The sequence below is a fragment of the Pseudomonas sp. FeN3W genome, from assembly GCA_030263805.2.
Taxonomy (GTDB): Bacteria; Pseudomonadota; Gammaproteobacteria; order Pseudomonadales; family Pseudomonadaceae; genus Stutzerimonas; species Stutzerimonas stutzeri_G.
Window position 1 is genome coordinate 2,307,216 of sequence record CP136010.1, and the last position, 19,377, is coordinate 2,326,592.

18 protein-coding genes and 1 pseudogene are annotated in these 19,377 nt (G+C 64.8%); 11 read left to right on the top strand and 8 right to left on the bottom strand.

The window, feature by feature from the left end; genetic code table 11:
• The first annotated feature begins 117 nt into the window (after positions 1 to 117).
• Genes P5704_011030 through P5704_011055 form a run of 6 tightly spaced genes read left to right on the top strand, consistent with a single transcriptional unit; the run spans position 118 to position 4,712 of the window.
• Positions 118 to 258: a lipoprotein gene (locus tag P5704_011030; GenBank protein ID WOF80954.1), complete on the top strand. Its 141-nt coding sequence runs from the start codon at positions 118 to 120 to the stop codon at positions 256 to 258.
• Between the two features lie 12 nt (positions 259 to 270).
• Positions 271 to 1,518: a diaminopimelate decarboxylase gene (gene lysA, locus P5704_011035; GenBank protein ID WOF80955.1), complete on the top strand. Its 1,248-nt coding sequence runs from the start codon at positions 271 to 273 to the stop codon at positions 1,516 to 1,518.
• A 10-nt stretch (positions 1,519 to 1,528) separates the two neighbouring features.
• A complete protein-coding gene (gene dapF / locus P5704_011040) occupies positions 1,529 to 2,359 on the top strand; it encodes a diaminopimelate epimerase (GenBank protein ID WOF80956.1) in 831 nt (276 codons plus the stop codon).
• Positions 2,356 to 3,051, top strand: coding sequence for a DUF484 family protein (locus tag P5704_011045; protein ID WOF80957.1), 696 nt, complete (start codon positions 2,356 to 2,358; stop codon positions 3,049 to 3,051). The genes dapF and P5704_011045 overlap by 4 nt, the downstream gene beginning before the upstream one ends.
• 57 nt (positions 3,052 to 3,108) lie before the next feature.
• The gene (xerC, locus tag P5704_011050) at positions 3,109 to 4,014 is read left to right on the top strand and encodes a tyrosine recombinase XerC (protein WOF80958.1); all 906 of its coding nucleotides are present in this window, start codon (positions 3,109 to 3,111) and stop codon (positions 4,012 to 4,014) included.
• Positions 4,011 to 4,712 (top strand): HAD family hydrolase, encoded by a 702-nt coding sequence (locus P5704_011055; protein WOF80959.1) that lies wholly within the window; start codon positions 4,011 to 4,013, stop codon positions 4,710 to 4,712. Before xerC ends, P5704_011055 begins: the two co-directional genes overlap by 4 nt.
• Before the next feature lie 46 nt (positions 4,713 to 4,758).
• On the opposite strand, the pseudogene P5704_011060 reads toward P5704_011055, so the two are convergent.
• From P5704_011060 to glnK, 6 genes and pseudogenes are all read right to left on the bottom strand, one after another.
• A pseudogene (locus tag P5704_011060) lies at positions 4,759 to 5,439 on the bottom strand (transposase domain-containing protein).
• A 117-nt stretch (positions 5,440 to 5,556) separates the two neighbouring features.
• Positions 5,557 to 5,886: a transcriptional regulator SutA gene (gene sutA / locus P5704_011065; protein ID WOF80960.1), complete on the bottom strand. Its 330-nt coding sequence runs from the start codon at positions 5,884 to 5,886 to the stop codon at positions 5,557 to 5,559.
• 78 nt (positions 5,887 to 5,964) lie between these two features.
• On the bottom strand, positions 5,965 to 6,390 hold the full coding sequence (locus tag P5704_011070; protein ID WOF80961.1) for a secondary thiamine-phosphate synthase enzyme YjbQ: 426 nt from the start codon (positions 6,388 to 6,390) through the stop codon (positions 5,965 to 5,967).
• A gap of 102 nt (positions 6,391 to 6,492) precedes the next feature.
• A complete protein-coding gene (locus P5704_011075; GenBank protein WOF80962.1) occupies positions 6,493 to 7,743 on the bottom strand; it encodes an ammonium transporter in 1,251 nt (416 codons plus the stop codon).
• A 124-nt stretch (positions 7,744 to 7,867) separates the two neighbouring features.
• Positions 7,868 to 9,184, bottom strand: a complete 1,317-nt coding sequence (locus P5704_011080) for an ammonium transporter (protein WOF80963.1) — start codon at positions 9,182 to 9,184, stop codon at positions 7,868 to 7,870.
• Positions 9,185 to 9,223: 39 nt separating this feature from the next.
• Positions 9,224 to 9,562 (bottom strand): P-II family nitrogen regulator, encoded by a 339-nt coding sequence (glnK, locus tag P5704_011085; GenBank protein ID WOF80964.1) that lies wholly within the window; start codon positions 9,560 to 9,562, stop codon positions 9,224 to 9,226.
• Between the two features lie 399 nt (positions 9,563 to 9,961).
• Between glnK and P5704_011090 the strand changes: the two genes are divergently transcribed.
• The 3 genes from P5704_011090 to betT all read left to right on the top strand — a co-directional run bounded on the left by P5704_011090 (position 9,962) and on the right by betT (position 13,860).
• Positions 9,962 to 10,222: an accessory factor UbiK family protein gene (locus tag P5704_011090; GenBank protein WOF80965.1), complete on the top strand. Its 261-nt coding sequence runs from the start codon at positions 9,962 to 9,964 to the stop codon at positions 10,220 to 10,222.
• A 35-nt stretch (positions 10,223 to 10,257) separates the two neighbouring features.
• Entirely contained in the window at positions 10,258 to 11,754 is a 1,497-nt protein-coding gene (locus P5704_011095) for a YifB family Mg chelatase-like AAA ATPase (GenBank protein ID WOF80966.1), read from the top strand.
• 132 nt (positions 11,755 to 11,886) lie between these two features.
• Positions 11,887 to 13,860, top strand: coding sequence for a choline BCCT transporter BetT (betT, locus tag P5704_011100; GenBank protein ID WOF80967.1), 1,974 nt, complete (start codon positions 11,887 to 11,889; stop codon positions 13,858 to 13,860).
• 39 nt (positions 13,861 to 13,899) lie between these two features.
• Here the strand turns inward: betT and P5704_011105 are convergent, their stop codons facing one another.
• Positions 13,900 to 15,537: a bifunctional diguanylate cyclase/phosphodiesterase gene (locus P5704_011105; protein WOF81213.1), complete on the bottom strand. Its 1,638-nt coding sequence runs from the start codon at positions 15,535 to 15,537 to the stop codon at positions 13,900 to 13,902.
• Between the two features lie 247 nt (positions 15,538 to 15,784).
• On the opposite strand from P5704_011105, the gene rep reads away from it, so the two are divergent.
• Positions 15,785 to 17,794: a DNA helicase Rep gene (rep, locus tag P5704_011110; protein WOF80968.1), complete on the top strand. Its 2,010-nt coding sequence runs from the start codon at positions 15,785 to 15,787 to the stop codon at positions 17,792 to 17,794.
• 88 nt (positions 17,795 to 17,882) lie between these two features.
• A complete protein-coding gene (locus tag P5704_011115; protein WOF80969.1) occupies positions 17,883 to 18,500 on the top strand; it encodes a hemolysin III family protein in 618 nt (205 codons plus the stop codon).
• 57 nt (positions 18,501 to 18,557) lie between these two features.
• On the opposite strand, the gene P5704_011120 is transcribed toward P5704_011115, so the two are convergent.
• Positions 18,558 to 19,346, bottom strand: a complete 789-nt coding sequence (locus tag P5704_011120) for an IclR family transcriptional regulator (protein ID WOF80970.1) — start codon at positions 19,344 to 19,346, stop codon at positions 18,558 to 18,560.
• Positions 19,347 to 19,377 lie beyond the last annotated feature (31 nt).

The following is a 19,377-nucleotide window of genomic DNA, read 5'->3' on the forward strand; positions in this document are numbered from 1 at the left end:
CCGGATCAAGCGAGCCGCCCGCCAGCACGGCCGCCATGTGACGCGCTGCTCGCATAGGCAATCCGCCGGGTGCTGGGTATACTCCGGCGATTAGATTTTTCAAGGATTCCAGCTCCCATGAAGCGCCTTCTGCTTCCCTTCGTCGCCCTCGCCGTCTTCGCCGCCGCGCTCAGCGGTTGTGGCCAGAAAGGTCCGCTGTACCTGCCGGATGACGAGCAAACCGTCAAAGAACGTTCCAAAGACCGTTTCGAACTCTAAAGGAGGCTGTTCATGGAGGCCTTCTCGTACCGCGACGGTCAACTCTTCGCGGAAGGCGTGGCACTGCCCGCACTTGCGCAACGCTTCGGCACCCCGACCTATGTCTATTCCCGCGCGCACATCGAGGCCCAGTACCGGGCCTATGCCGATGCGCTGGATGGCATGCCGCATCTGGTCTGCTTCGCCGTCAAAGCCAATTCGAACCTTGGCGTGCTGAACGTGCTGGCGCGTCTCGGCGCCGGCTTCGACATCGTCTCGCGCGGTGAGCTGGAGCGCGTGCTGGCCGCCGGCGGCCAGCCGGACCGTATCGTCTTCTCCGGCGTCGGCAAGACTCGTGACGACATGCGCCGCGCGCTGGAAGTCGGCGTGCACTGCTTCAACGTCGAGTCCACCGACGAGCTGGAGCGCCTGCAGCAGGTCGCCGCCGAGCTCGGCAAAAAGGCACCGGTGTCGCTGCGGGTCAACCCGGACGTCGATGCCGGTACCCATCCGTATATTTCCACCGGTCTGAAAGAAAACAAGTTCGGCATCGATATCGACAACGCCGAGGCAGTCTACGCCCGTGCCGCCGAGCTGCCGAACCTGGAAGTGGTCGGCGTCGATTGCCACATCGGTTCGCAACTGACCAGCCTGCCGCCGTTCCTCGATGCGCTCGACCGCCTGCTGGCGCTGACCGATCGCCTCGCCGCACGCGGCATCCAGATTCGTCACCTCGACCTCGGTGGCGGCCTCGGTGTGCGTTATCGCGACGAGCAGCCGCCGCTGGCCGGCGACTACATCCAGGCCGTGCGCCAACGCATCGAAGGCCGCGGGCTGGCGCTGGTGTTCGAGCCAGGCCGCTCCATCGTCGCCAACGCCGGCGTGCTGCTGACCCGCGTCGAATACCTCAAGCACACCGCGCACAAGGATTTCGCCATCGTCGACGCAGCGATGAACGACCTGATCCGCCCGGCGCTGTACCAGGCCTGGATGAACGTCATCGCGGTGCAGCCGCACGAAGGCGATACGCGTCGCTACGACATCGTCGGACCGATCTGCGAGACCGGCGACTTCCTCGCCAAGGATCGTGAGCTGGCACTGGTCGAGGGCGACCTGCTGGCGGTGTGTTCGGCCGGCGCCTACGGCTTCGTCATGAGCTCCAACTACAACACCCGCGGCCGCGCCGCCGAGGTGCTGGTGGACGGCGAGCAGGCCTTCGAAGTGCGCCGCCGCGAGAGCGTTCAGGAGCTATACGCCGGCGAAAGCCTGCTGCCCACTTGAGGCCAAGATCATGCTTCTGCGCTTTACCAAGATGCACGGTCTGGGCAACGATTTCATGGTCATCGACCTGGTCAGCCAGCACGCGCACATCCAGCCCAAGCACGCCAAGCAGTGGGGCGACCGCCACACCGGCGTCGGCTTCGATCAGCTGCTGATCGTCGAGCCGCCGCAGAACCCGGACGTGGATTTTCGCTACCGCATCTTCAATTCCGACGGCTCGGAAGTGGAGCAGTGCGGCAACGGCGCGCGCTGCTTCGCCCGCTTCGTGGTCGACAAGCGCCTGACCGTCAAACGCAAGATCAAGGTCGAAACCAAGGGCGGCATCATCGAGCTGGATATCCGACCCGACGGCCAGATCCGCGTCGACATGGGCCCGCCACGCCTGGCACCGGCAGATATCCCTTTCCAAGCCGAGCAGGAAGCGCTGAGCTATCCGCTCGAAGTCGATGACCAGCGCGTAGAGCTGGCCGCGGTGTCCATGGGCAACCCCCATGCAGTGCTGCGCGTCGACAACGTCGAGCAGGCGCCGGTGCATGAACTGGGGCCGAAGATCGAACACCATCCGCGCTTTCCGCAGAGGGTCAACGCCGGCTTCCTGCAGGTCGTCGACCGCCGCCATGCGCGGCTGCGCGTCTGGGAACGCGGCGCCGGCGAAACCCAGGCCTGCGGCACCGGCGCCTGCGCCGCGGCGGTCGCCGCCATCCGCCAGGGCTGGATGGATTCGCCGCTGCAGATCGAGCTGCCGGGTGGCCGTCTGTCCATCGAATGGGCAGGTCCCGGGCAGCCGGTTATGATGACCGGCCCCGCCGTTCGTGTATTTGAAGGACAGGTTCGCCTATGACCGACCAGACTCAGGGCAGCACCCCGCTACCCGACGCCGAAGCCGTCGCCGCCTACCTGCGCGCCCACCCGGAATTCTTCGTCGATCACGACGAGCTGATCCCCGAGCTGCGCATTCCTCATCAGCCAGGCACCGCGGTGTCGCTGGTGGAGCGTCAGGTCAAGCTGCTGCGCGAGCGCAACATCGAGATGCGCCATCGGCTGTCGCAATTGATGGACGTGGCGCGCGACAACGACCGCCTGTTCGACAAGACCCGCCGCCTGGTGCTCGACCTGCTCGACGCCGGCAGCCTGGAAGAAGTGGTCAGCGCGGTGGAAGACAGCCTGCGCCACGAGTTCCAGGTGCCCTACGTCAGCCTCATCCTGTTCAGCGACGCGACACTGCCGGTGGGCCGCTGCGTCAGCACCGGCGAGGCGCAGCAGAGCATCGGCGGCCTGCTCGACGGCGGCAAGACCATCTGCGGCGTGCTCCGCCCGCACGAGCTGAGTTTCCTGTTCGGCGCCGAAGACAGCGGCAGCGTGGGCTCTGCGGCGGTAGTCAGCCTGAACAATCAGCTGGGTGTGCTGGCGATCGGCAGCCCGGACCCACAGCACTACAAGAGCTCGCTGGGCACCCTCTTCCTCGGCTATATCGCCGAAGTGCTGACCCGCGTGTTGCCGCGCTTCGGCACGCCGCTGCGCTCGGTACGCTAGAAGCAGCTGCAAGAACGAACAGCGCGGGGCCAAACGCTTTTACTTGGAGCTTGTAGCTTGAAGCTTGCCGCTGCTCTTGATGCCTACTTCGAACACCTGCGCAGCGCCCGGCAGCTGTCGGGCCACTCGCTGGACGGCTACCGCCGCGACCTGAACAAGCTGCTGACTTACTGCGAGCGCGAAAACATCGCCGAATGGGATGCGCTGCAAGGCCGGCACCTGCGCCAGCTGGTCGGTGAACTGCATCGCCAGGGCCAGTCCAGCCGCAGCCTGGCGCGCCTGCTCTCATCGGTGCGCGGCCTCTACCGCTACCTGAATCAGGAAGGCCTCTGCCGGCACGATCCGGCAGCGGGCCTGTCCGCGCCGAAAGGTGAACGGCGTCTACCCAAGCTGCTGGATACCGATCGCGCCATGCAGCTGCTCGATGGTGGCGTCGAGGACGACTTCATCGGCCTGCGCGATCAGGCGATGCTCGAGCTGTTCTATTCATCCGGCCTGCGGCTGTCGGAACTGGTCGGCCTGAACCTCGACCAGCTCGACCTGGCCGCCGGCCTGGTGCGGGTGCTCGGCAAGGGCAACAAGGTGCGCGAACTGCCGGTCGGGAGCAAGGCACGCGAGGCCTTGCAAGCCTGGTTGCCTGTACGTGCACTGGCCAACCCGGTCGACGGCGCTGTTTTCATCGGCCAGCAGGGTCGCCGTCTCGGCGCGCGGGCCGTGCAACTGCGGGTGCGCCAGGCCGGCGTGCGCGAGCTCGGTCAGCACCTGCACCCGCATATGCTGCGCCACAGTTTCGCCAGCCACCTGCTGGAATCCTCGCAGGATCTGCGCTCGGTGCAGGAGCTGCTCGGCCATGCCGACATCGGCACCACGCAGATCTACACGCACCTGGATTTCCAGCACCTGGCCAAGGTCTACGATCAGGCGCATCCGCGCGCCAAGCGCAAGCAGGACACCGACACATGAGCATTCGCCTGATCACCTTCGACCTGGACGACACCTTCTGGGAAACCACGCCGGCCATCCAGAGCGCCGAAACCGCACTGCGCGACTGGCTGGCTGTGCAAGCACCGCGCCTGGGCGAATTTCCCGTCGAAGCCCTGGGCGCGATCCGCCGCATGCTGATCGAACAGGACCCGGCGCTACGCCACCGTATCAGCGAGCTGCGCCGACGCATCCTGCAGCACGCACTGCACGATGCCGGCTATCCCGCCGATGAAGCGGACGCGCTGGCCGAGCAGGCGTTTCAGGTCTTTCTCGATGCGCGCCACGAGGTGCAGATTTTCCCGGACGTGCAGCCCACGCTGGAATTTCTCGCCAATCACTACAGCCTCGGCGTGATCACCAACGGCAACGCCGACGTGCGCCGCCTCGGCCTGGCCGACTATTTCCAGTTCACCCTGTGCGCCGAGGAGCTGGGCGTCGGCAAACCCGACCCGCATCCGTTCCAGCAAGCCTTGCGCCTGGGCGATGCGCGCCCGGAACAGGCCGTGCACGTCGGCGACCATGCGCTGGACGACATTGCCGGGGCGCAGCAGGCGGGCATGCGGGCGATCTGGTTCAACCCCAAGCGCAACGCTTGGCCGCACGATTACCATCCCGATGCGCAGATCCAGAGCCTGGCCGAATTGCCCAAGCTGCTGCTCAGCTGGCGCGGCGACTGAGCCAGACGCCAGATGCGAAAAAGCCCACCTGCAAGCGTAATGCTGTTCACTTAAGCGGAGCAGCCTTCCGATCCACTGGGTAGCGGGTCTTGGAAATCTTCACCGTCCTTGGTCTTGATGGCCTCGGACGGTGGTCCAGGAACAGCCCGCCGATTCCCGCCCTCAACTCCGACAACCGTCTTCCTGTTGCTGAAATCGGGTTGGCCGCAGCCATCACGATCAATTGCACAGCGATGTATTGGGCCACGGGCTTGAAGCAGATGTCGAACGGCCAAGGGCGACTGCCGCCTGACCGGCTTCACGGCGGATGATGTTGTAGGCCAGCAATAGCCCCCAGACCTCCTGGTAAATCAACTCCTTGGCCATCGTAGCGCTCGCGACCCCACTGGCTACCCGTTTGGCGGAACAGCCACTCCACCGGATTGGCCCCCAGTCGTTTGCGCGCCTCCGTAATACCGCTTCTGGCCAGCAAGTCGTGAGAAGCCAGGCCCTGAGCGCAGATGTTCAGGCGCCGCGCTACTTCATGGACTGGCTCGTCGCGAAACAAAACCATGCCAAGCACCAACCAGAGCACCTGATCGCCGGGCAGACGCCGCCGGATCGAGGCCTGGGCGGAGAGGTCCAGCGCGGACGCGACCCACTCGACTGGAATGTTCTGAGTGAAGGTGCTCAGATCGGCGAAGTTGAACAGTTCACCCAAGTCGAGCAGTTGCTGTTGGAGAGACATAAAAAATCCGATGCCAGAAGCCTGGCATCGGATTTCGGGGCAGCCCCGCTGGGGCTCAAATGCTTAAGTGAACAGCATTACGCCTAAGAGAAGGGCTTTTTCGCAATTCCTGGGTGCTCAAATAGGGCGGCTGCCGTACTTGCTATCCGGTTTCTTCGGCGGGTCGGCGACCACATTGGGCTCGACTTCCTGCACCTGGCCGCCACGCGCGAGGAATTCTTCCATGGCCCGCGCCAGCGCATCGCGCTCTTTCTGCTTGGCTTCCAGGCTCGGCAGCTCGTCCGGTTCCACGGCCTTCGCCTTGGCCTTCTTGGCCGGCGTGGCGCGCTCGCTGTCGGTCCCTTCGTCGTCGAGGCTGTCGTCGCCATCATCGGCGGCGTTCAGCTCTTCCCCTTCCTCCTCGTCGCTAACGTCCAGATCGTCTTGTTCTAGTTCTTCGTCGCTCATGTTCAACCTCATGGCCTTGCCAAAGCGGAGTAAGTTATAGCCCAGCGATGCGGAAAGACCGACACCGCCAAAAAAAATTCAACTTGCCGTCCCGTGCAGCGTTGCCACTATCTGCCGCGCGCCACCCTGGTCGCGGTGCTCTCCGAGATAGATGCCCTGCCAGGTACCAAGTGTCAGACGCCCGTCGCTGACCGGCAGGCTCAACTGGCAGCCGAGCAGGCTGGCCTTGAAATGCGCCGGCAGATCGTCCGGCCCTTCGTAGTCGTGCTCGTAGCCTCCCTCACCCTGCGGCACCAGGCGATTGAAGAAGCGTTCGAAATCTCGCCGAACCGCTGCATCGGCATTCTCGTTGATCGTCAGCGAGGCCGAGGTATGCCGCAACCACAGGTGTAACAGACCAACCCGGCATTGCCGCAGTTCCGGCAGTGCGTCGAGCAGCTCATCGGTGATGAGATGAAAGCCGCGTGGGCGCGCTCGCAAGGTGATCAGGGTCTGTTGCCACATGTTCGAAGGCTCATGTTCAACGGCGGGTCGCGCGCATTCTAGCGTGGCGCCAAAAAAAACAAAGGGCGCCAAAAGGCGCCCTTGTCATGTACCAGCGAATCGTTACTGGCGAGTGAACTCCGGATAGGCCTCCAGACCGCACTCGACGACGTCCACACCCTCGTACTCCTCTTCCTCGCTGACGCGCAGGCCCATCACCGCCTTGATGATGGCCCAGACGATCAGGCTGGCGATGAACACCCAGAGGAAGATCGACACCAGACCCAGCAGCTGGGCACCGAAGGTGGCATCGGCGTTGGTCAGCGGTACGGCCAGCAGGCCCCACATGCCGGCAACACCATGCACGGAGATGGCACCGACCGGGTCATCGAGCTTGAGCTTATCCAACGCGAGAATGCTGAACACCACCAGCACACCACCCACGCCGCCGATCAGCGTCGCCTGCAGCGCGCTCGGGGTCAGCGGTTCGGCAGTGATCGCCACCAGACCGGCCAGCGCGCCGTTGAGCACCATGGTCAGGTCGGACTTGCCGAACAGCAAGCGCGCGGTGATCAGCGCGGCGATCAGGCCACCGGCGGCGCCCATGTTGGTATTGACGAAGACCTGGGCGACGGCATTGGCGTCTTCGATGGTGCTCATCTTCAGCTGCGAGCCACCGTTGAAGCCGAACCAGCCCATCCACAGGATGAAGGCGCCGAGGGTCGCCAGCGGCATGTTGGCACCGGGGATGGCATTGATCTGACCGTTCGCACCGTACTTGCCCTTACGCGGACCGAGCAGCAGCACACCCGCCAGAGCAGCGGCCGCACCGGCCATGTGCACGATGCCGGAGCCGGCGAAGTCGAGGAAACCCGCCGCGTCGAGGAAACCACCGCCCCACTTCCAGAAGCCCTGAACCGGGTAGATGAAGCCGGTCATCACCACCGCGAAGGCGATGAACGCCCACAGTTTCATGCGCTCGGCCACCGCACCGGAAACCACCGACATGCAGGTCGCGGCGAACACGATCTGGAAGAAGAAGTCGGCACGCGCGGAGTAGTAAGGCGCGTCCTCACCACCGGCGGCGACCACGTCGACGGCATTCTCGTCGCCGATCAGGAAGCCCAGGCTCGGCAGGATGCCGCCGTCCGGGCTGGAGTACATGATGTAGTAGCCGACCAGCAGATACATGATCGACGCCAGCGCGTAGAGCACGATGTTCTTGGTGAGGATCTCGGCGGTGTTCTTCGCCCGGACCAGACCGGCTTCGAGCATGGCGAAACCTGCCGCCATCCACATCACCAGCGCTCCGCAGATCACGAAGTAGAAGGTATCGAGTCCGTACTGGACGGGTATCAATGCAGTGCTATCCATGTTTCACCTCTTGCTGTCGCGCTCTATGCGCTGTTCGGTCCACAGGCCATCGCATGCCGCGTCGATGGCCGGTGCCGCTTTTTCGGATTGGCCCCGGGGTTGGCTCCGGGGTGCCCTGAATGGATTACAGGTTGTAGCCACGCTCGTTATGCAAGCTGAGGTCGAGGCCGATGGTTTCCTGCTCCTCGTTGACCCGCAGCCCCATTACCAGATCGATAGCCTTGAGGATCAGGTAGGTGACGATGCCGGTGTACACCACGGTGAACAGCACGCCCTTGAACTGAATCCACAGCTGCAGGCCGATGTTCTCCACCTCGCCGAAGCCACCCAGCATGGGTGCCGCGAAGATGCCGGTGAGCAGCGCCCCGACGATGCCGCCCACGCCGTGCACACCGAAGGCGTCCAGCGAATCGTCGTAGCCGAGCTTGCGTTTCAGGCTGGTGGCGCAGAAGAAGCAGACCACCCCGGAGACCAGGCCGATGACCAGCGCGCCCATCGGACCCACCGTGCCGGCCGCCGGCGTGATGGCGACCAGGCCGGCGACCACGCCGGAGGCGATGCCCAGCGCGCTGGGTTTGCCGTGACCGATCCACTCAGCGAACATCCAGCCCAGCGCCGCGGCGGCAGTAGCGATCTGCGTGACCAGCATGGCCATGCCGGCCGTACCGTTGGCGGCGATGGCCGAGCCTGCATTGAAGCCGAACCAGCCGACCCAGAGCATTGCCGCACCGACCAGCGTCAGGCCCAGGTTGTGCGGCGCCATCGGCGTGGTCGGATAGCCCTTGCGCTTGCCCAGCACCAGGCAGGCCACCAGACCGGCGATACCGGCGTTGATGTGCACCACGGTGCCGCCAGCGAAATCGAGCACGCCCCAATCCCACATCAGGCCGCCGTCGCCGCCCCAGACCATGTGCGCGATCGGCGCATAGACCAGGGTGAACCAGACGCCCATGAACACCAGCATCGCGGAGAACTTCATGCGTTCGGCGAAGGCGCCGACGATGAGTGCCGGGGTGATGATGGCGAAGGTCATCTGGAAGGTGATGAAGACGCTTTCAGGGAAGGCGCCGACCAGGCTGTCGGGCGTCAGACCGCTGAGGAAAGCGCGGCCCAGGCCACCGACGAAGGAATTGAAGTTGGTGACCCCAGCTTCCATACCGGTGGTGTCGAAGGCGAGGCTGTAGCCGTAGACCATCCAGAGGATGCTCATCAGGCCGGTGACCGCAAAGCACTGCATCATCACCGAGAGGATGTTCTTCGAGCGGACCATGCCGCCGTAGAACAGCGCCAGCCCAGGGATGGTCATGAACAGCACCAGCGCAGTGGCCGTCAGCATCCATGCCGTGTCGCCTGAATCCAGCGTTGCCTCCTGCGCCAGGGCCAGGCCTGGGCTTATCAGAGACAAAAGGGCTCCTAGCCCTGCGAATTTTCGCAGAGTCATGGTTTTACTCCTGGGGCGTGGGGGGTTCGGAGGTGCTGCTTAAATCGCGTCGGTATCGGTTTCGCCGGTACGGATGCGAATGGCCTGTTCCAGGTTGACCACGAAGATCTTGCCGTCACCGATCTTGCCGGTGTTGGCCGCCTTGGTGATGGCCTCGATCACGCGATCGAGCTGATCGTCGGCGATGGCCACGTCGATCTTCACCTTCGGCAGGAAATCGACGACGTATTCGGCACCGCGATACAGCTCGGTGTGGCCCTTCTGACGACCGAAGCCTTTGACTTCGGTAACGGTGATGCCCTGTACGCCAATTTCCGACAGCGACTCGCGCACGTCGTCCAGCTTGAACGGCTTGATGATGGCAGTGACTAGTTTCATGAAAACTTCTCCCGTTTTAGGTGGACTTGCCCCAGAAGTACGAACCCGGCTCAAGTCTAAGCTCAGTGTCTGGCTCTTGTAACGCTCCGGCTGTAGCCGGTCCGCAGTCCGACACCACCAACCTCTCCAACAAAAGCGTCGCGAATCACCGATGCACCGCAACCCGTTGGTGCATGCGTCGCTGGGGACAAAGCAGAATCAGTGCCAGCTTTACGCAATGCCCGTTTTTACGGGGTGCGCGCGGATGGAGTGGATGCCCGACGGACGGTCGCAGGCAGAACGCGCACAACTTTGGTGCGCACATGCACCAACAGCTGCTCATTTTTTGTGCACGACACCCGAGAAAGACCGAAAAAAGCCCGTGCTACACTGCGCCCGGTTCAACCACAGGTGTTTTCAATGTTGCCGCCAAAAGCTTTCCTAGATGCCATCGGCTCCCAGGCCTCGCGCCTGTTCAACGGCGAGACGCCGCTGCCGCGTGGCGAGTTCGAAGCCCAGCTCAAGGGCGTGGTGCAGGGTGCGCTGAACAAGCTCGACGTGGTCAGCCGCGACGAATTCGACAGCCAGATGGTGGTGCTCGCCCGCACCCGCGCGCGCCTGGAGGCGCTCGAAGCCAAGGTTGCCGAACTGGAAGAAAAGCTCACGCCGCCCGTGTCCTGACAGACCGGGCCGCGACACGATCAAGGAGTGATCGGATGTCCCTGGCCATAGTTCATAGCCGCGCACAGATCGGCGTCGAAGCGCCTTCGGTGACCGTCGAAGCCCATCTGGCCAACGGTCTGCCGGCGCTGACCCTGGTCGGCCTGCCGGAAACCGCGGTCAAGGAAAGCAAGGATCGCGTGCGCAGCGCCATCCTCACCTCCGGCTTCGATTTTCCCGCACGACGCATCACTCTCAATCTTGCCCCCGCCGACCTGCCGAAGGACGGTGGCCGCTTCGACCTGTCCATTGCCCTGGGCATCCTCGCGGCCAGTGGTCAGCTGCCGGCCGAGCGACTCGACAAGCTGGAATGCCTCGGCGAGCTGGCACTGTCCGGCGCCCTGCGCCCGGTCCAGGGCGTGCTGCCGGCTGCCCTCGCCGCGCGCGCCGCCGGCCGCGCATTGCTGGTGCCACGGGCCAACGCCGAGGAGGCCAGTCTGGCCTCCGGGCTCACCGTCTATGCCGCCGAGCACCTGCTCGAGGTCGCCGCGCACTTCAACGGCGTCACGCCGCTCGAACCCTATGTCGCCCAGGGTCTGCTGCGGCAGGTCCAGCCCTACCCCGACCTGGCCGACGTGCAAGGCCAGCAGGCGGCCAAGCGCGGGCTGCTGATCGCTGCGGCTGGCGCGCACAACCTCTTGTTTTCCGGCCCGCCGGGCACCGGCAAGACCCTGCTCGCCAGCCGCCTGCCCGGCCTGTTGCCGCCACTGGACGAACAGGAGGCGCTGGAAGTCGCCGCCATCCATTCGGTGGCCAGTCACAGCCCCCTCGAACATTGGCCGCAACGCCCCTTTCGGCAGCCCCATCACAGTGCATCCGGCCCTGCGCTGGTTGGTGGCGGCAGCCGTCCGCAGCCGGGGGAGATCACTCTGGCGCATCAGGGCGTGCTGTTTCTCGATGAACTGCCGGAGTTCGACCGCAAGGTGCTCGAGGTCTTGCGCGAACCTCTGGAGTCGGGACATATCGTGATCGCCCGGGCCCGCGACAAGGTGCGTTTTCCGGCGCGCTTTCAGCTGGTAGCGGCGATGAACCCCTGCCCCTGCGGCTATCTGGGCGACCCCAATGGGCGCTGCCGCTGCACACCGGAGCAGATCCAGCGCTATCGCAACAAGCTCTCCGGCCCGCTGCTCGACCGCATCGATCTGCACCTGACCGTGGCGCGCGAGGCCACGGCCCTCAACGCTGCGCCGCAGACGGGTCAGAGCAGTGCCGTGCTCGCCGCCCAGGTAGCCCAGGCGCGACAGCTGCAACTTGCCCGTCAGGGCTGCGCCAATGCCTTTCTCGGCCTCGCCGGATTGCGCAGCCACTGCCAGCTCGGCATCGAGGATCAAACCTGGCTGGAGCGCGCCTGCGAACGCCTGGCGCTGTCGCTACGCGCCGCACACCGTCTGCTCAAGGTGGCGCGCACCCTCGCCGACCTGGAGCAGGCCGAGCGCATCAGCCGCCAGCATCTTGCCGAAGCCCTGCAATACCGGCCCGGCAGTCAAGGCTGAGATTGTTCAAGCACGGGCCTTCAGACACCATCAATTAGCTGCGGACGACCGGCACCCTTTGCGGTCTGTGTTAAGTTAGCTGGCTTTCGCCACAGGCGGCCACTCCCCAGACACAACCCGAAGGAGCGCAGCATGGAGGCAAAACAGCCCTCGTCTTCCCACCTCAACGCCCCGGTCTTCTATGGCTCGGCGGTCATCATCCTGGTCCTGGTGATCTACAGCGTGGCCTTCCAGAGCCACGCGCAGACGCTGTTTGGCGATACCCAAGCCTGGATCATCGCCAACGTCAGCTGGCTCTACATTCTCGCCGTCGCACTCATCCTGCTGATGGTGGTGCTGCTGGCGTTCAGTCGTTACGGCGACATCAAGCTCGGACCGGATCACAGCGAACCGGACTACAGCGCCCTGACCTGGTTCGCCATGCTGTTCTCCGCCGGCATGGGTATCGGCCTGATGTTCTTCGGCGTGGCCGAACCGGTGATGCATTTCCTTTCGCCGCCGACGGGCGAAGGCGGCACGGTCCTCGCCGCCCGCGACGCGATGAAGATCACCTTCTTCCACTGGGGCCTGCATGCCTGGTCGATCTACGCCATCGTGGCGATGATCCTGGCCTACTTCGCCTACCGCCACGGCCTGCCGCTGACCCTGCGCTCGGCGCTCTACCCGCTGATCGGCGAACGCATCCACGGACCGATCGGGCACGCCGTGGACATCTTCGCCATCATCGGCACGGTGCTCGGCGTCGCCACCTCGCTGGGCCTGGGCGTCACCCAGATCAACACCGGGCTCAACCACCTGTACGGATTGCCGATATCGGTGCCGGTGCAGATCGGCCTGATCATCGCCACCACGCTGCTGGCGACGATCTCGGTGGTCACCGGGCTGGACAAGGGAGTGCGCCGGCTGTCCGAGCTGAACCTGACGCTGGCGGGCCTGCTCATGCTGCTGGTGCTGGTCGCCGGACCCACGGTGTTCATCCTGCAGACCTTCGTGCAGAACACCGGCAGCTACCTGTCGGACATCGTCGACAAGACCTTCAACCTCTACGCCTACGAGCCGAACGACTGGATCGGCGGCTGGACCCTGTTCTACTGGGGCTGGTGGTTGGCCTGGTCGCCCTTCGTCGGCCTGTTCATCGCACGCATCTCCCGTGGCCGCACGATCCGCGAGTTCGTCGCCGGCGTGCTGCTGGTGCCGACGGCGTTCACCCTGCTGTGGATGACCGTGTTCGGCGACAGCGCGATCCACATGATCCTCTGGGAGCACGTCACCAGCCTCGGTGAAGCCATCGAGCAGGACAGTTCGCTGGCGTTGTTCGCCTTCCTCGAGCATTTCCCCTTCTCGGGCTTCATCTCGCTGATCGCCATCATCATGGTGGTGGTGTTCTTCGTCACCTCGGCGGACTCCGGCGCACTGGTGGTGGACATGCTCGCCTCCGGCGGCCAGCAGGGCACGCCGGTCTGGCAGCGCATCTTCTGGGCCGCCTCCATGGGCGGCGTGGCCATCGCGCTGCTGCTGGCCGACGGCCTGACCGCGCTGCAGACGGCGACCATTGCCAGCGCCCTGCCCTTCACCATCGCGCTGCTCTGTTCGATGTGGGGCCTGCTCAAGGCGCTGCGCCTGGATGCCACCAAGCAGGGCCTGCGCTACCAGGCCCTGAGCATTTCACCCAGTGCTCCGCGCAGTGCCGGTGGCTGGCAACGTCGCCTGCGTACGCTGATGCTGTTCCCGCGACGCGCCCATGTGGTGCGCTTCATCACCGAAGTGGTGCGCCCGGCCTACGAGGACATCGCCGAGGAAATGCGCAAGCAGGGCTATGCGGTGGAGATCAGCGAAGGTGACGATCGTCGCTTGCGCTTCGAGATCACCCACGAAGGCGAGCCGGACTTCATCTACGAGGTGCGCCCGCGGGCCTACGCCATGCCGAGTTTCATCGCCACCAGCGAGGACGACGAGCGCGAGGAGCGCAAGTACTTCCGCGCCGAGGTGCATCTCAAGGAAGGCGGCCAGGACTATGACGTGATGGGCTGGAGCCGGGAAGACGTGATCGGAGACATCCTCGGCCAGTACGAAAAGCACATGCACTTCCTGCACATGGTTCGCTGAAGCCGAGCCGCGTCCTGGCGCCGGCCAGGACGCGGTCGATCAGTGCGCCAGGCCGGCGGCCAGTCGCTCGGCGCTCATGAAATGCAGCAGCTCGGCCAACGGCAATGGCTGGCTGACCAGATAGCCCTGCACCTGCTGCGCGCCGAACTGGCGCAGCAACTCGAGCTGCGCGGTGGTCTCGACGCCCTCTGCAACCACATCCAGATCGAGGTTGTGCGCCAAACCGACCATCGCCTGCACCAGTTGCGACTTCTCGGGCCGCACGACCATGCCGGCGACGAAGCTCTTGTCGATCTTCAGCAGCGTGATCGGCAGGCTGGACAGGTGCACGAACGATGAAAAGCCGGTGCCGAAGTCGTCCAGCGAGAAGCGTACGCCGAGCTCGCCCAGCGCATGCATGGCGCTCTGCACCTGCTCGCTGCGGCGCATCACCGCGGTTTCCGTGAGTTCGAATTCCAGCCAGTGCGGGTCGATGCCGCGCTCGTCGATCAGCCGGTTGAGGGTCGGCAGCAGCTGGCTGTCCTGAAACTGGCGGAACGACAGATTGATCGCCATGTGCAGCGAATCCGCGCCGCCCTCGTGCAGGCTTTGCAGATCGCGCAGCGCGCGGGCGATCACCCAGTAGCCGAGCGGCACGATCAGCCCGCTCTCCTCGGCCATGGGAATGAAGGCATCGGGCGCCAGCAGACCGCGCTCCGGATGCAGCCAGCGCACCAGCGCCTCCAGCCCGACGATGCGCCCGCTTTCCAGGCACAGCCGCGGCTGGTAGTGCAGCTCCAGCTCACCGCGACGCAACGCACGGCGCAGTTCGCCCTCCTGATCGGCGAGGCTGCGCGCGCTGCGACTGACCTGTTCATCGTAGAAACACCAGGTGCAGCCTTGGCCAGCCTTGGCCTGGCGCATGGCGATCTGCGCGTGCCAAAGCAGCGGATCGGCGTCGATCCCCTCGCTGGCGCGCGCCAGTCCGACGCTGCAGCCGAGCATCAGGCTCTCGCCCTCCACCCAGTAAGGCTCCGCCAGTGCTTCGACGATGCGATCGGCGACCGCCACTGCGCGCTCCGGATCGTCGCGGGTATCGAGCAGCAGGGCGAACTCGTCGCCGCCCAGCCGCGCCAGCATGTCGCCGACCTCCAGCTGCGCCTTGAGCCGCGCCACCACCTGCAGGATCAAGCGGTCCCCAGCCTGGTGGCCGAGGGCATCGTTGACGTGGCGAAAGTTGTCCAGATCGAGATAGCCGAGCACCAGACCCTGCTCCTGATGCTCGGCCAGGGCCTCGAACAGCAGCGCCTGGAAGCCCTGGCGGTTGACGATACCGGTGTGCGGATCCTGCTCGGCCAGCCTTTGCAAGGTGCCCTGCAGGTTGCAGCGCTCGCGCACATAGCGCAGGCAGCGGCGCAGCACCTCGGCGCTGAGCTGGTCGCCCACCAGCCAGTCGACCGCGCCTTCCGGCATCTGCGCCGGCTCCTCGTCGAGCAGCAGAATCAGCGGCCAGGGGAAGCGTTCGGCGAGCGCCTGGCATTCCGGCGTCGCCAGCAACAGGCAGGGCGTTTCCAGATACGCGCTGGCCGTGTCCCAATCCGCCGCAATGATCAGCCGCTCCGCGCTGTGCGAGCCCTGCAGGCAGGCGTGCAGCCGCTCGGCCCATTCGGATCGATCGGCCAACAGCAACAGCGGCATGGATTGAGCGGGCGCTGGCAAGCGGCCTCCGGACTCAGTGATTTGCAAGACGGGCGGTACACACCCGGTTTCCCGCACAACCCTATGCAAACGCCCTGCCTCCTGCAGCGCGCATAAGACTAATCCATTATTTCGATCAGCCAAGCCCCAAGCGCGACGATCGGTGCTTTATTGCGTCCTCGACCCGCCTGCATCAGCCTTTCGGCCTGTTAAACTCGCGCCCCCCGTTTCGAACGACCTGAACGACATGTCCCGACTCAACCCTCGGCAGCAGGAAGCCGTGAACTACGTCGGCGGCCCCCTGCTGGTGCTCGCCGGTGCCGGCTCCGGCAAGACCAGCGTGATCACCCGCAAGATCGCCTATCTGGTGCAGCAATGCGGCATCCAGGCCCGCCACATCGTCGCCATGACCTTCACCAACAAGGCCGCACGCGAGATGAAGGAACGCGTCGGCACGCTGCTCAAGGGCAGCGAGGCGCGCGGGCTGACCGTGTCCACCTTCCACAACCTGGGCATGAACATCATCCGCAAGGAATACGCACGCCTGGGCTACAAGCCGGGCTTCTCGATCTTCGATGACGGCGACATCAAGGCGCTGCTCACCGACATCATGCAGAAGGAGTATTCCGGCGACGACGGTGCCGACGAGATCAAGAACTACATCGACAGCTGGAAGAACGACCTGATCCTGCCGGACGAGGCCCTGGCGGGCGCCCGCAATCCCAAGGAACAGACCGCCGCCATCGTCTACCTGCACTACCAGCGCACGCTCAAGGCGTACAACGCGGTGGACTTCAACGACCTGATCCTGCTGCCGGTGAAGCTGTTCCAGGAGCACGCCGACATCCTGGAGAAATGGCAGAACCGCATCCGCTACCTGCTGGTCGACGAATACCAGGACACCAACGCCAGCCAGTACCTGCTGGTGAAGCTGCTGGTGGGCATGCGCAACCAGTTCACCGTGGTCGGTGATGACGACCAGTCGATCTATGCCTGGCGCGGCGCGCGCCCGGAAAACCTGATGCTGCTGAAGGAGGACTATCCGTCCTTGAAAGTGGTGATGCTGGAGCAGAACTACCGCTCCACCAGCCGCATCCTCAAATGCGCCAACATCCTCATCGCCAACAACCCACACGTGTTCGAGAAGCAGCTGTGGTCGGAGATGGGCCATGGCGACGAGATCCGTGTGATCCGCACGCGCAACGAGGACGCCGAATGCGAGCGGGTGGCGCTGGAGATTCTTACCGAGCACCTGCGCACCCAGCGCCCGTACAGCGACTTCGCCATCCTCTACCGCGGCAACTACCAGGCCAAGCTGATGGAGCTGAAGTTGCAGCACCACCAGATTCCCTATCGCCTGTCCGGCGGCACCAGCTTCTTCGCCCGCCAGGAGGTGAAGGACCTGATGAGCTACTTCCGCCTGCTGGTCAACCCGGACGACGACAACGCCTTCCTGCGCGTGATCAACGTGCCGCGCCGCGAGATCGGCTCGACCACCCTGGAAAAGCTCGGCAACTACGCCAGCGAACGCGGCATCAGCATGTACGCCGCATCCGACGAGATCGGCCTCGGCGCGCATCTGGACAGCCGTTACGCCGAGCGCCTGGCGCGCTTCAAGCACTGGATGGACAACGTGCGCCAGCAATGCGTGGTCAACGAGCCGATCGCCGCCATCCGTAGCATGGTGATGGACATCGACTACGAGAACTGGCTGCGCCAGAACGCCTCCAGCGACAAGGTGGCCGACGCGCGCATGGGCAACGTCTGGTTCCTCGTCGACGCGCTGAAAAGCACGCTGGAAAAAGACGAAGACGGCGACATGACCATCGAGGACGCCATCGGCAAGCTGGTGCTTCGCGACATGCTCGAACGCCAGCAGGAAGAGGAAGAAGGCGCCGAGGGCGTGCAGATGATGACCATGCACGCCTCCAAGGGCCTGGAATTTCCCTCGGTGTACATCATCGGCTTCGAGGAGGAAATCCTGCCGCACCGCTCCAGCATCGAGGCCGACACCATCGAGGAAGAGCGGCGCCTGGCCTACGTCGGCATCACCCGCGCCAAGCGCAACCTGGCGCTGACCTTCGCCGCCAAGCGCAAGCAGTACGGCGAGATCATCGATTGCACGCCGAGCCGCTTCCTCGACGAGCTGCCGCCCGAGGACCTGGTCTGGGAAGGCCAGGAAGACGCGCCGGTGGAGGTCAAGGCCGCGCGCGGCAACGACGCCCTCGCGGCGATGCGGGCGATGCTCAAGCGCTGACGCGCCGCCTCCGATTTCTCGCGACCGATTTGAATCCTGTAACCCGGGCGCGGCATGCTGATGGCGTCGCGATTTCGGGAGGGTTGGGATGTACCACGGCGAACGCTTCAATGCCTGGACACACCTGGTCGGTGCTGCGCTGGCGTGCCTCGGTGCGATCTGGCTGCTGGTACTGGCGGCGCTCGACGGTGAGCTGGCGAAGATCGTCAGCGCAGCGATCTACGGCCCCAGCCTGATCCTGCTCTACAGCATCTCGACGCTCTACCACAGCCTGCGCGGGCGGGCGAAGGTGGTCATGCGCAAGCTCGATCATCTGTCGATCTACCTGCTGATCGCCGGCAGCTACACGCCGTTCTGCCTGGTGACCCTGGCCGGCGCCTGGGGCTGGACGCTGTTCGGCATCGTCTGGGGCCTGGCGCTGATCGGCATGGCGCAGGAGATCAAGCCGCGCTCGGAAGCACGGGTGCTGTCACTGGTGATCTACGCGGTGATGGGCTGGATCGTGCTGGTGGCGGTCAAGCCGCTGTTCGCCGCCCTGGGCGGCGCCGGTTTCACCTGGTTGCTGGCCGGCGGCATCTGCTACACGGTGGGCATCGTGTTCTTCGTCTTCGACGAGCGTTTTCGCCATTGGCACGGCATCTGGCACCTCTTCGTGATGGTCGGCAGCCTGCTGCACTTCATCGCGATTCTGTTCTACGTGATCTGACCCGGAGCCTGTTTTTAACGCAGCAGGACCGACGCGCAGCAGATCTTGAGCCTGCCCTCAGCGCGGCCCGTCCAGCGGCGCCGCAGTGCCGAGTACCGCCTCCAGCTCCCTCGCCGCCGTGCGCATGGCCGGCACGAAGGTGAGCAGTTGCTCCATCGAACAGCGGATCACCGGCGCATGGCTGAACAGGCAGGCGAGCAGTTCGCCACGCTCGTCGCGCACCGGCACCGCGCAGGCGACCATGCCGTCGATGAACTCCTCCGAATCGCTGCCCAGCTCCTCCTCGCGCACCCGCGCGAGGTCGTCGCGCAGGGCGCTGGGATCGGTGAGGGTATTGCGCGCCAGCTGGCGGATCGGCAGACGCGGAAGCACCCGCTCCAACTGCTCGGGGGGCAACGAGGCGAGGTAGAGCTTGCCGCTGGCGGTGCACCAGAGCGGCGTATGGCTGCCGATCGGCAGGTTGATCTGCAGCGGCCAGTTGGTCTGCACCCGGTCGAAATAGAGCATGTCCAGCCCGTCCGGGATCGCCAGCCCGCAGGTCTCGCCGATGGCCTCGGAGAGCTGACGCAGGATCGCCTGGCGCAACGCCTTGTGCCGGCTGCTGCGCAGGATGTTCAGCGCCGCGACATGCAGGCGCTCACCCGGCAGCAGCCCGCCGCGCAGGCCGAACTGCAGGAAGCCTTCCTTCTCAAGCGTCTGCACCAGGCGGTGCGCGCTGGCTTTTGGGATATCCAGCCGCTCAGCCAGTGCGGTCGGGCTGAGCGGCTCGTTTGCCGCAGCGACCGCCTCGATGATTTCCAGCACACGGGTGATGGAAGAGCCTTTTTCGCGGGGAGTGCTGCGCATCGTCTGCCTTGTCGTTCATTGAAGATGGACG

Coding starts and splice junctions, on each gene's coding strand:
- glnK (WOF80964.1), bottom strand. CDS start 9,562: ATGAAACTAGTCACTGCCATCATCAAGCCGTTCAAGCTGGACGACGTG.
- P5704_011115 (WOF80969.1), top strand. CDS start 17,883: ATGTACCACGGCGAACGCTTCAATGCCTGGACACACCTGGTCGGTGCT.
- P5704_011055 (WOF80959.1), top strand. CDS start 4,011: ATGAGCATTCGCCTGATCACCTTCGACCTGGACGACACCTTCTGGGAA.
- rep (WOF80968.1), top strand. CDS start 15,785: ATGTCCCGACTCAACCCTCGGCAGCAGGAAGCCGTGAACTACGTCGGC.
- P5704_011030 (WOF80954.1), top strand. CDS start 118: ATGAAGCGCCTTCTGCTTCCCTTCGTCGCCCTCGCCGTCTTCGCCGCC.
- P5704_011120 (WOF80970.1), bottom strand. CDS start 19,346: ATGCGCAGCACTCCCCGCGAAAAAGGCTCTTCCATCACCCGTGTGCTG.
- P5704_011080 (WOF80963.1), bottom strand. CDS start 9,184: ATGACTCTGCGAAAATTCGCAGGGCTAGGAGCCCTTTTGTCTCTGATA.
- P5704_011070 (WOF80961.1), bottom strand. CDS start 6,390: ATGTGGCAACAGACCCTGATCACCTTGCGAGCGCGCCCACGCGGCTTT.
- sutA (WOF80960.1), bottom strand. CDS start 5,886: ATGAGCGACGAAGAACTAGAACAAGACGATCTGGACGTTAGCGACGAG.
- P5704_011090 (WOF80965.1), top strand. CDS start 9,962: ATGTTGCCGCCAAAAGCTTTCCTAGATGCCATCGGCTCCCAGGCCTCG.
- P5704_011045 (WOF80957.1), top strand. CDS start 2,356: ATGACCGACCAGACTCAGGGCAGCACCCCGCTACCCGACGCCGAAGCC.
- P5704_011105 (WOF81213.1), bottom strand. CDS start 15,537: ATGCCGCTGTTGCTGTTGGCCGATCGATCCGAATGGGCCGAGCGGCTG.
- P5704_011075 (WOF80962.1), bottom strand. CDS start 7,743: ATGGATAGCACTGCATTGATACCCGTCCAGTACGGACTCGATACCTTC.
- dapF (WOF80956.1), top strand. CDS start 1,529: ATGCTTCTGCGCTTTACCAAGATGCACGGTCTGGGCAACGATTTCATG.
- betT (WOF80967.1), top strand. CDS start 11,887: ATGGAGGCAAAACAGCCCTCGTCTTCCCACCTCAACGCCCCGGTCTTC.
- P5704_011095 (WOF80966.1), top strand. CDS start 10,258: ATGTCCCTGGCCATAGTTCATAGCCGCGCACAGATCGGCGTCGAAGCG.
- lysA (WOF80955.1), top strand. CDS start 271: ATGGAGGCCTTCTCGTACCGCGACGGTCAACTCTTCGCGGAAGGCGTG.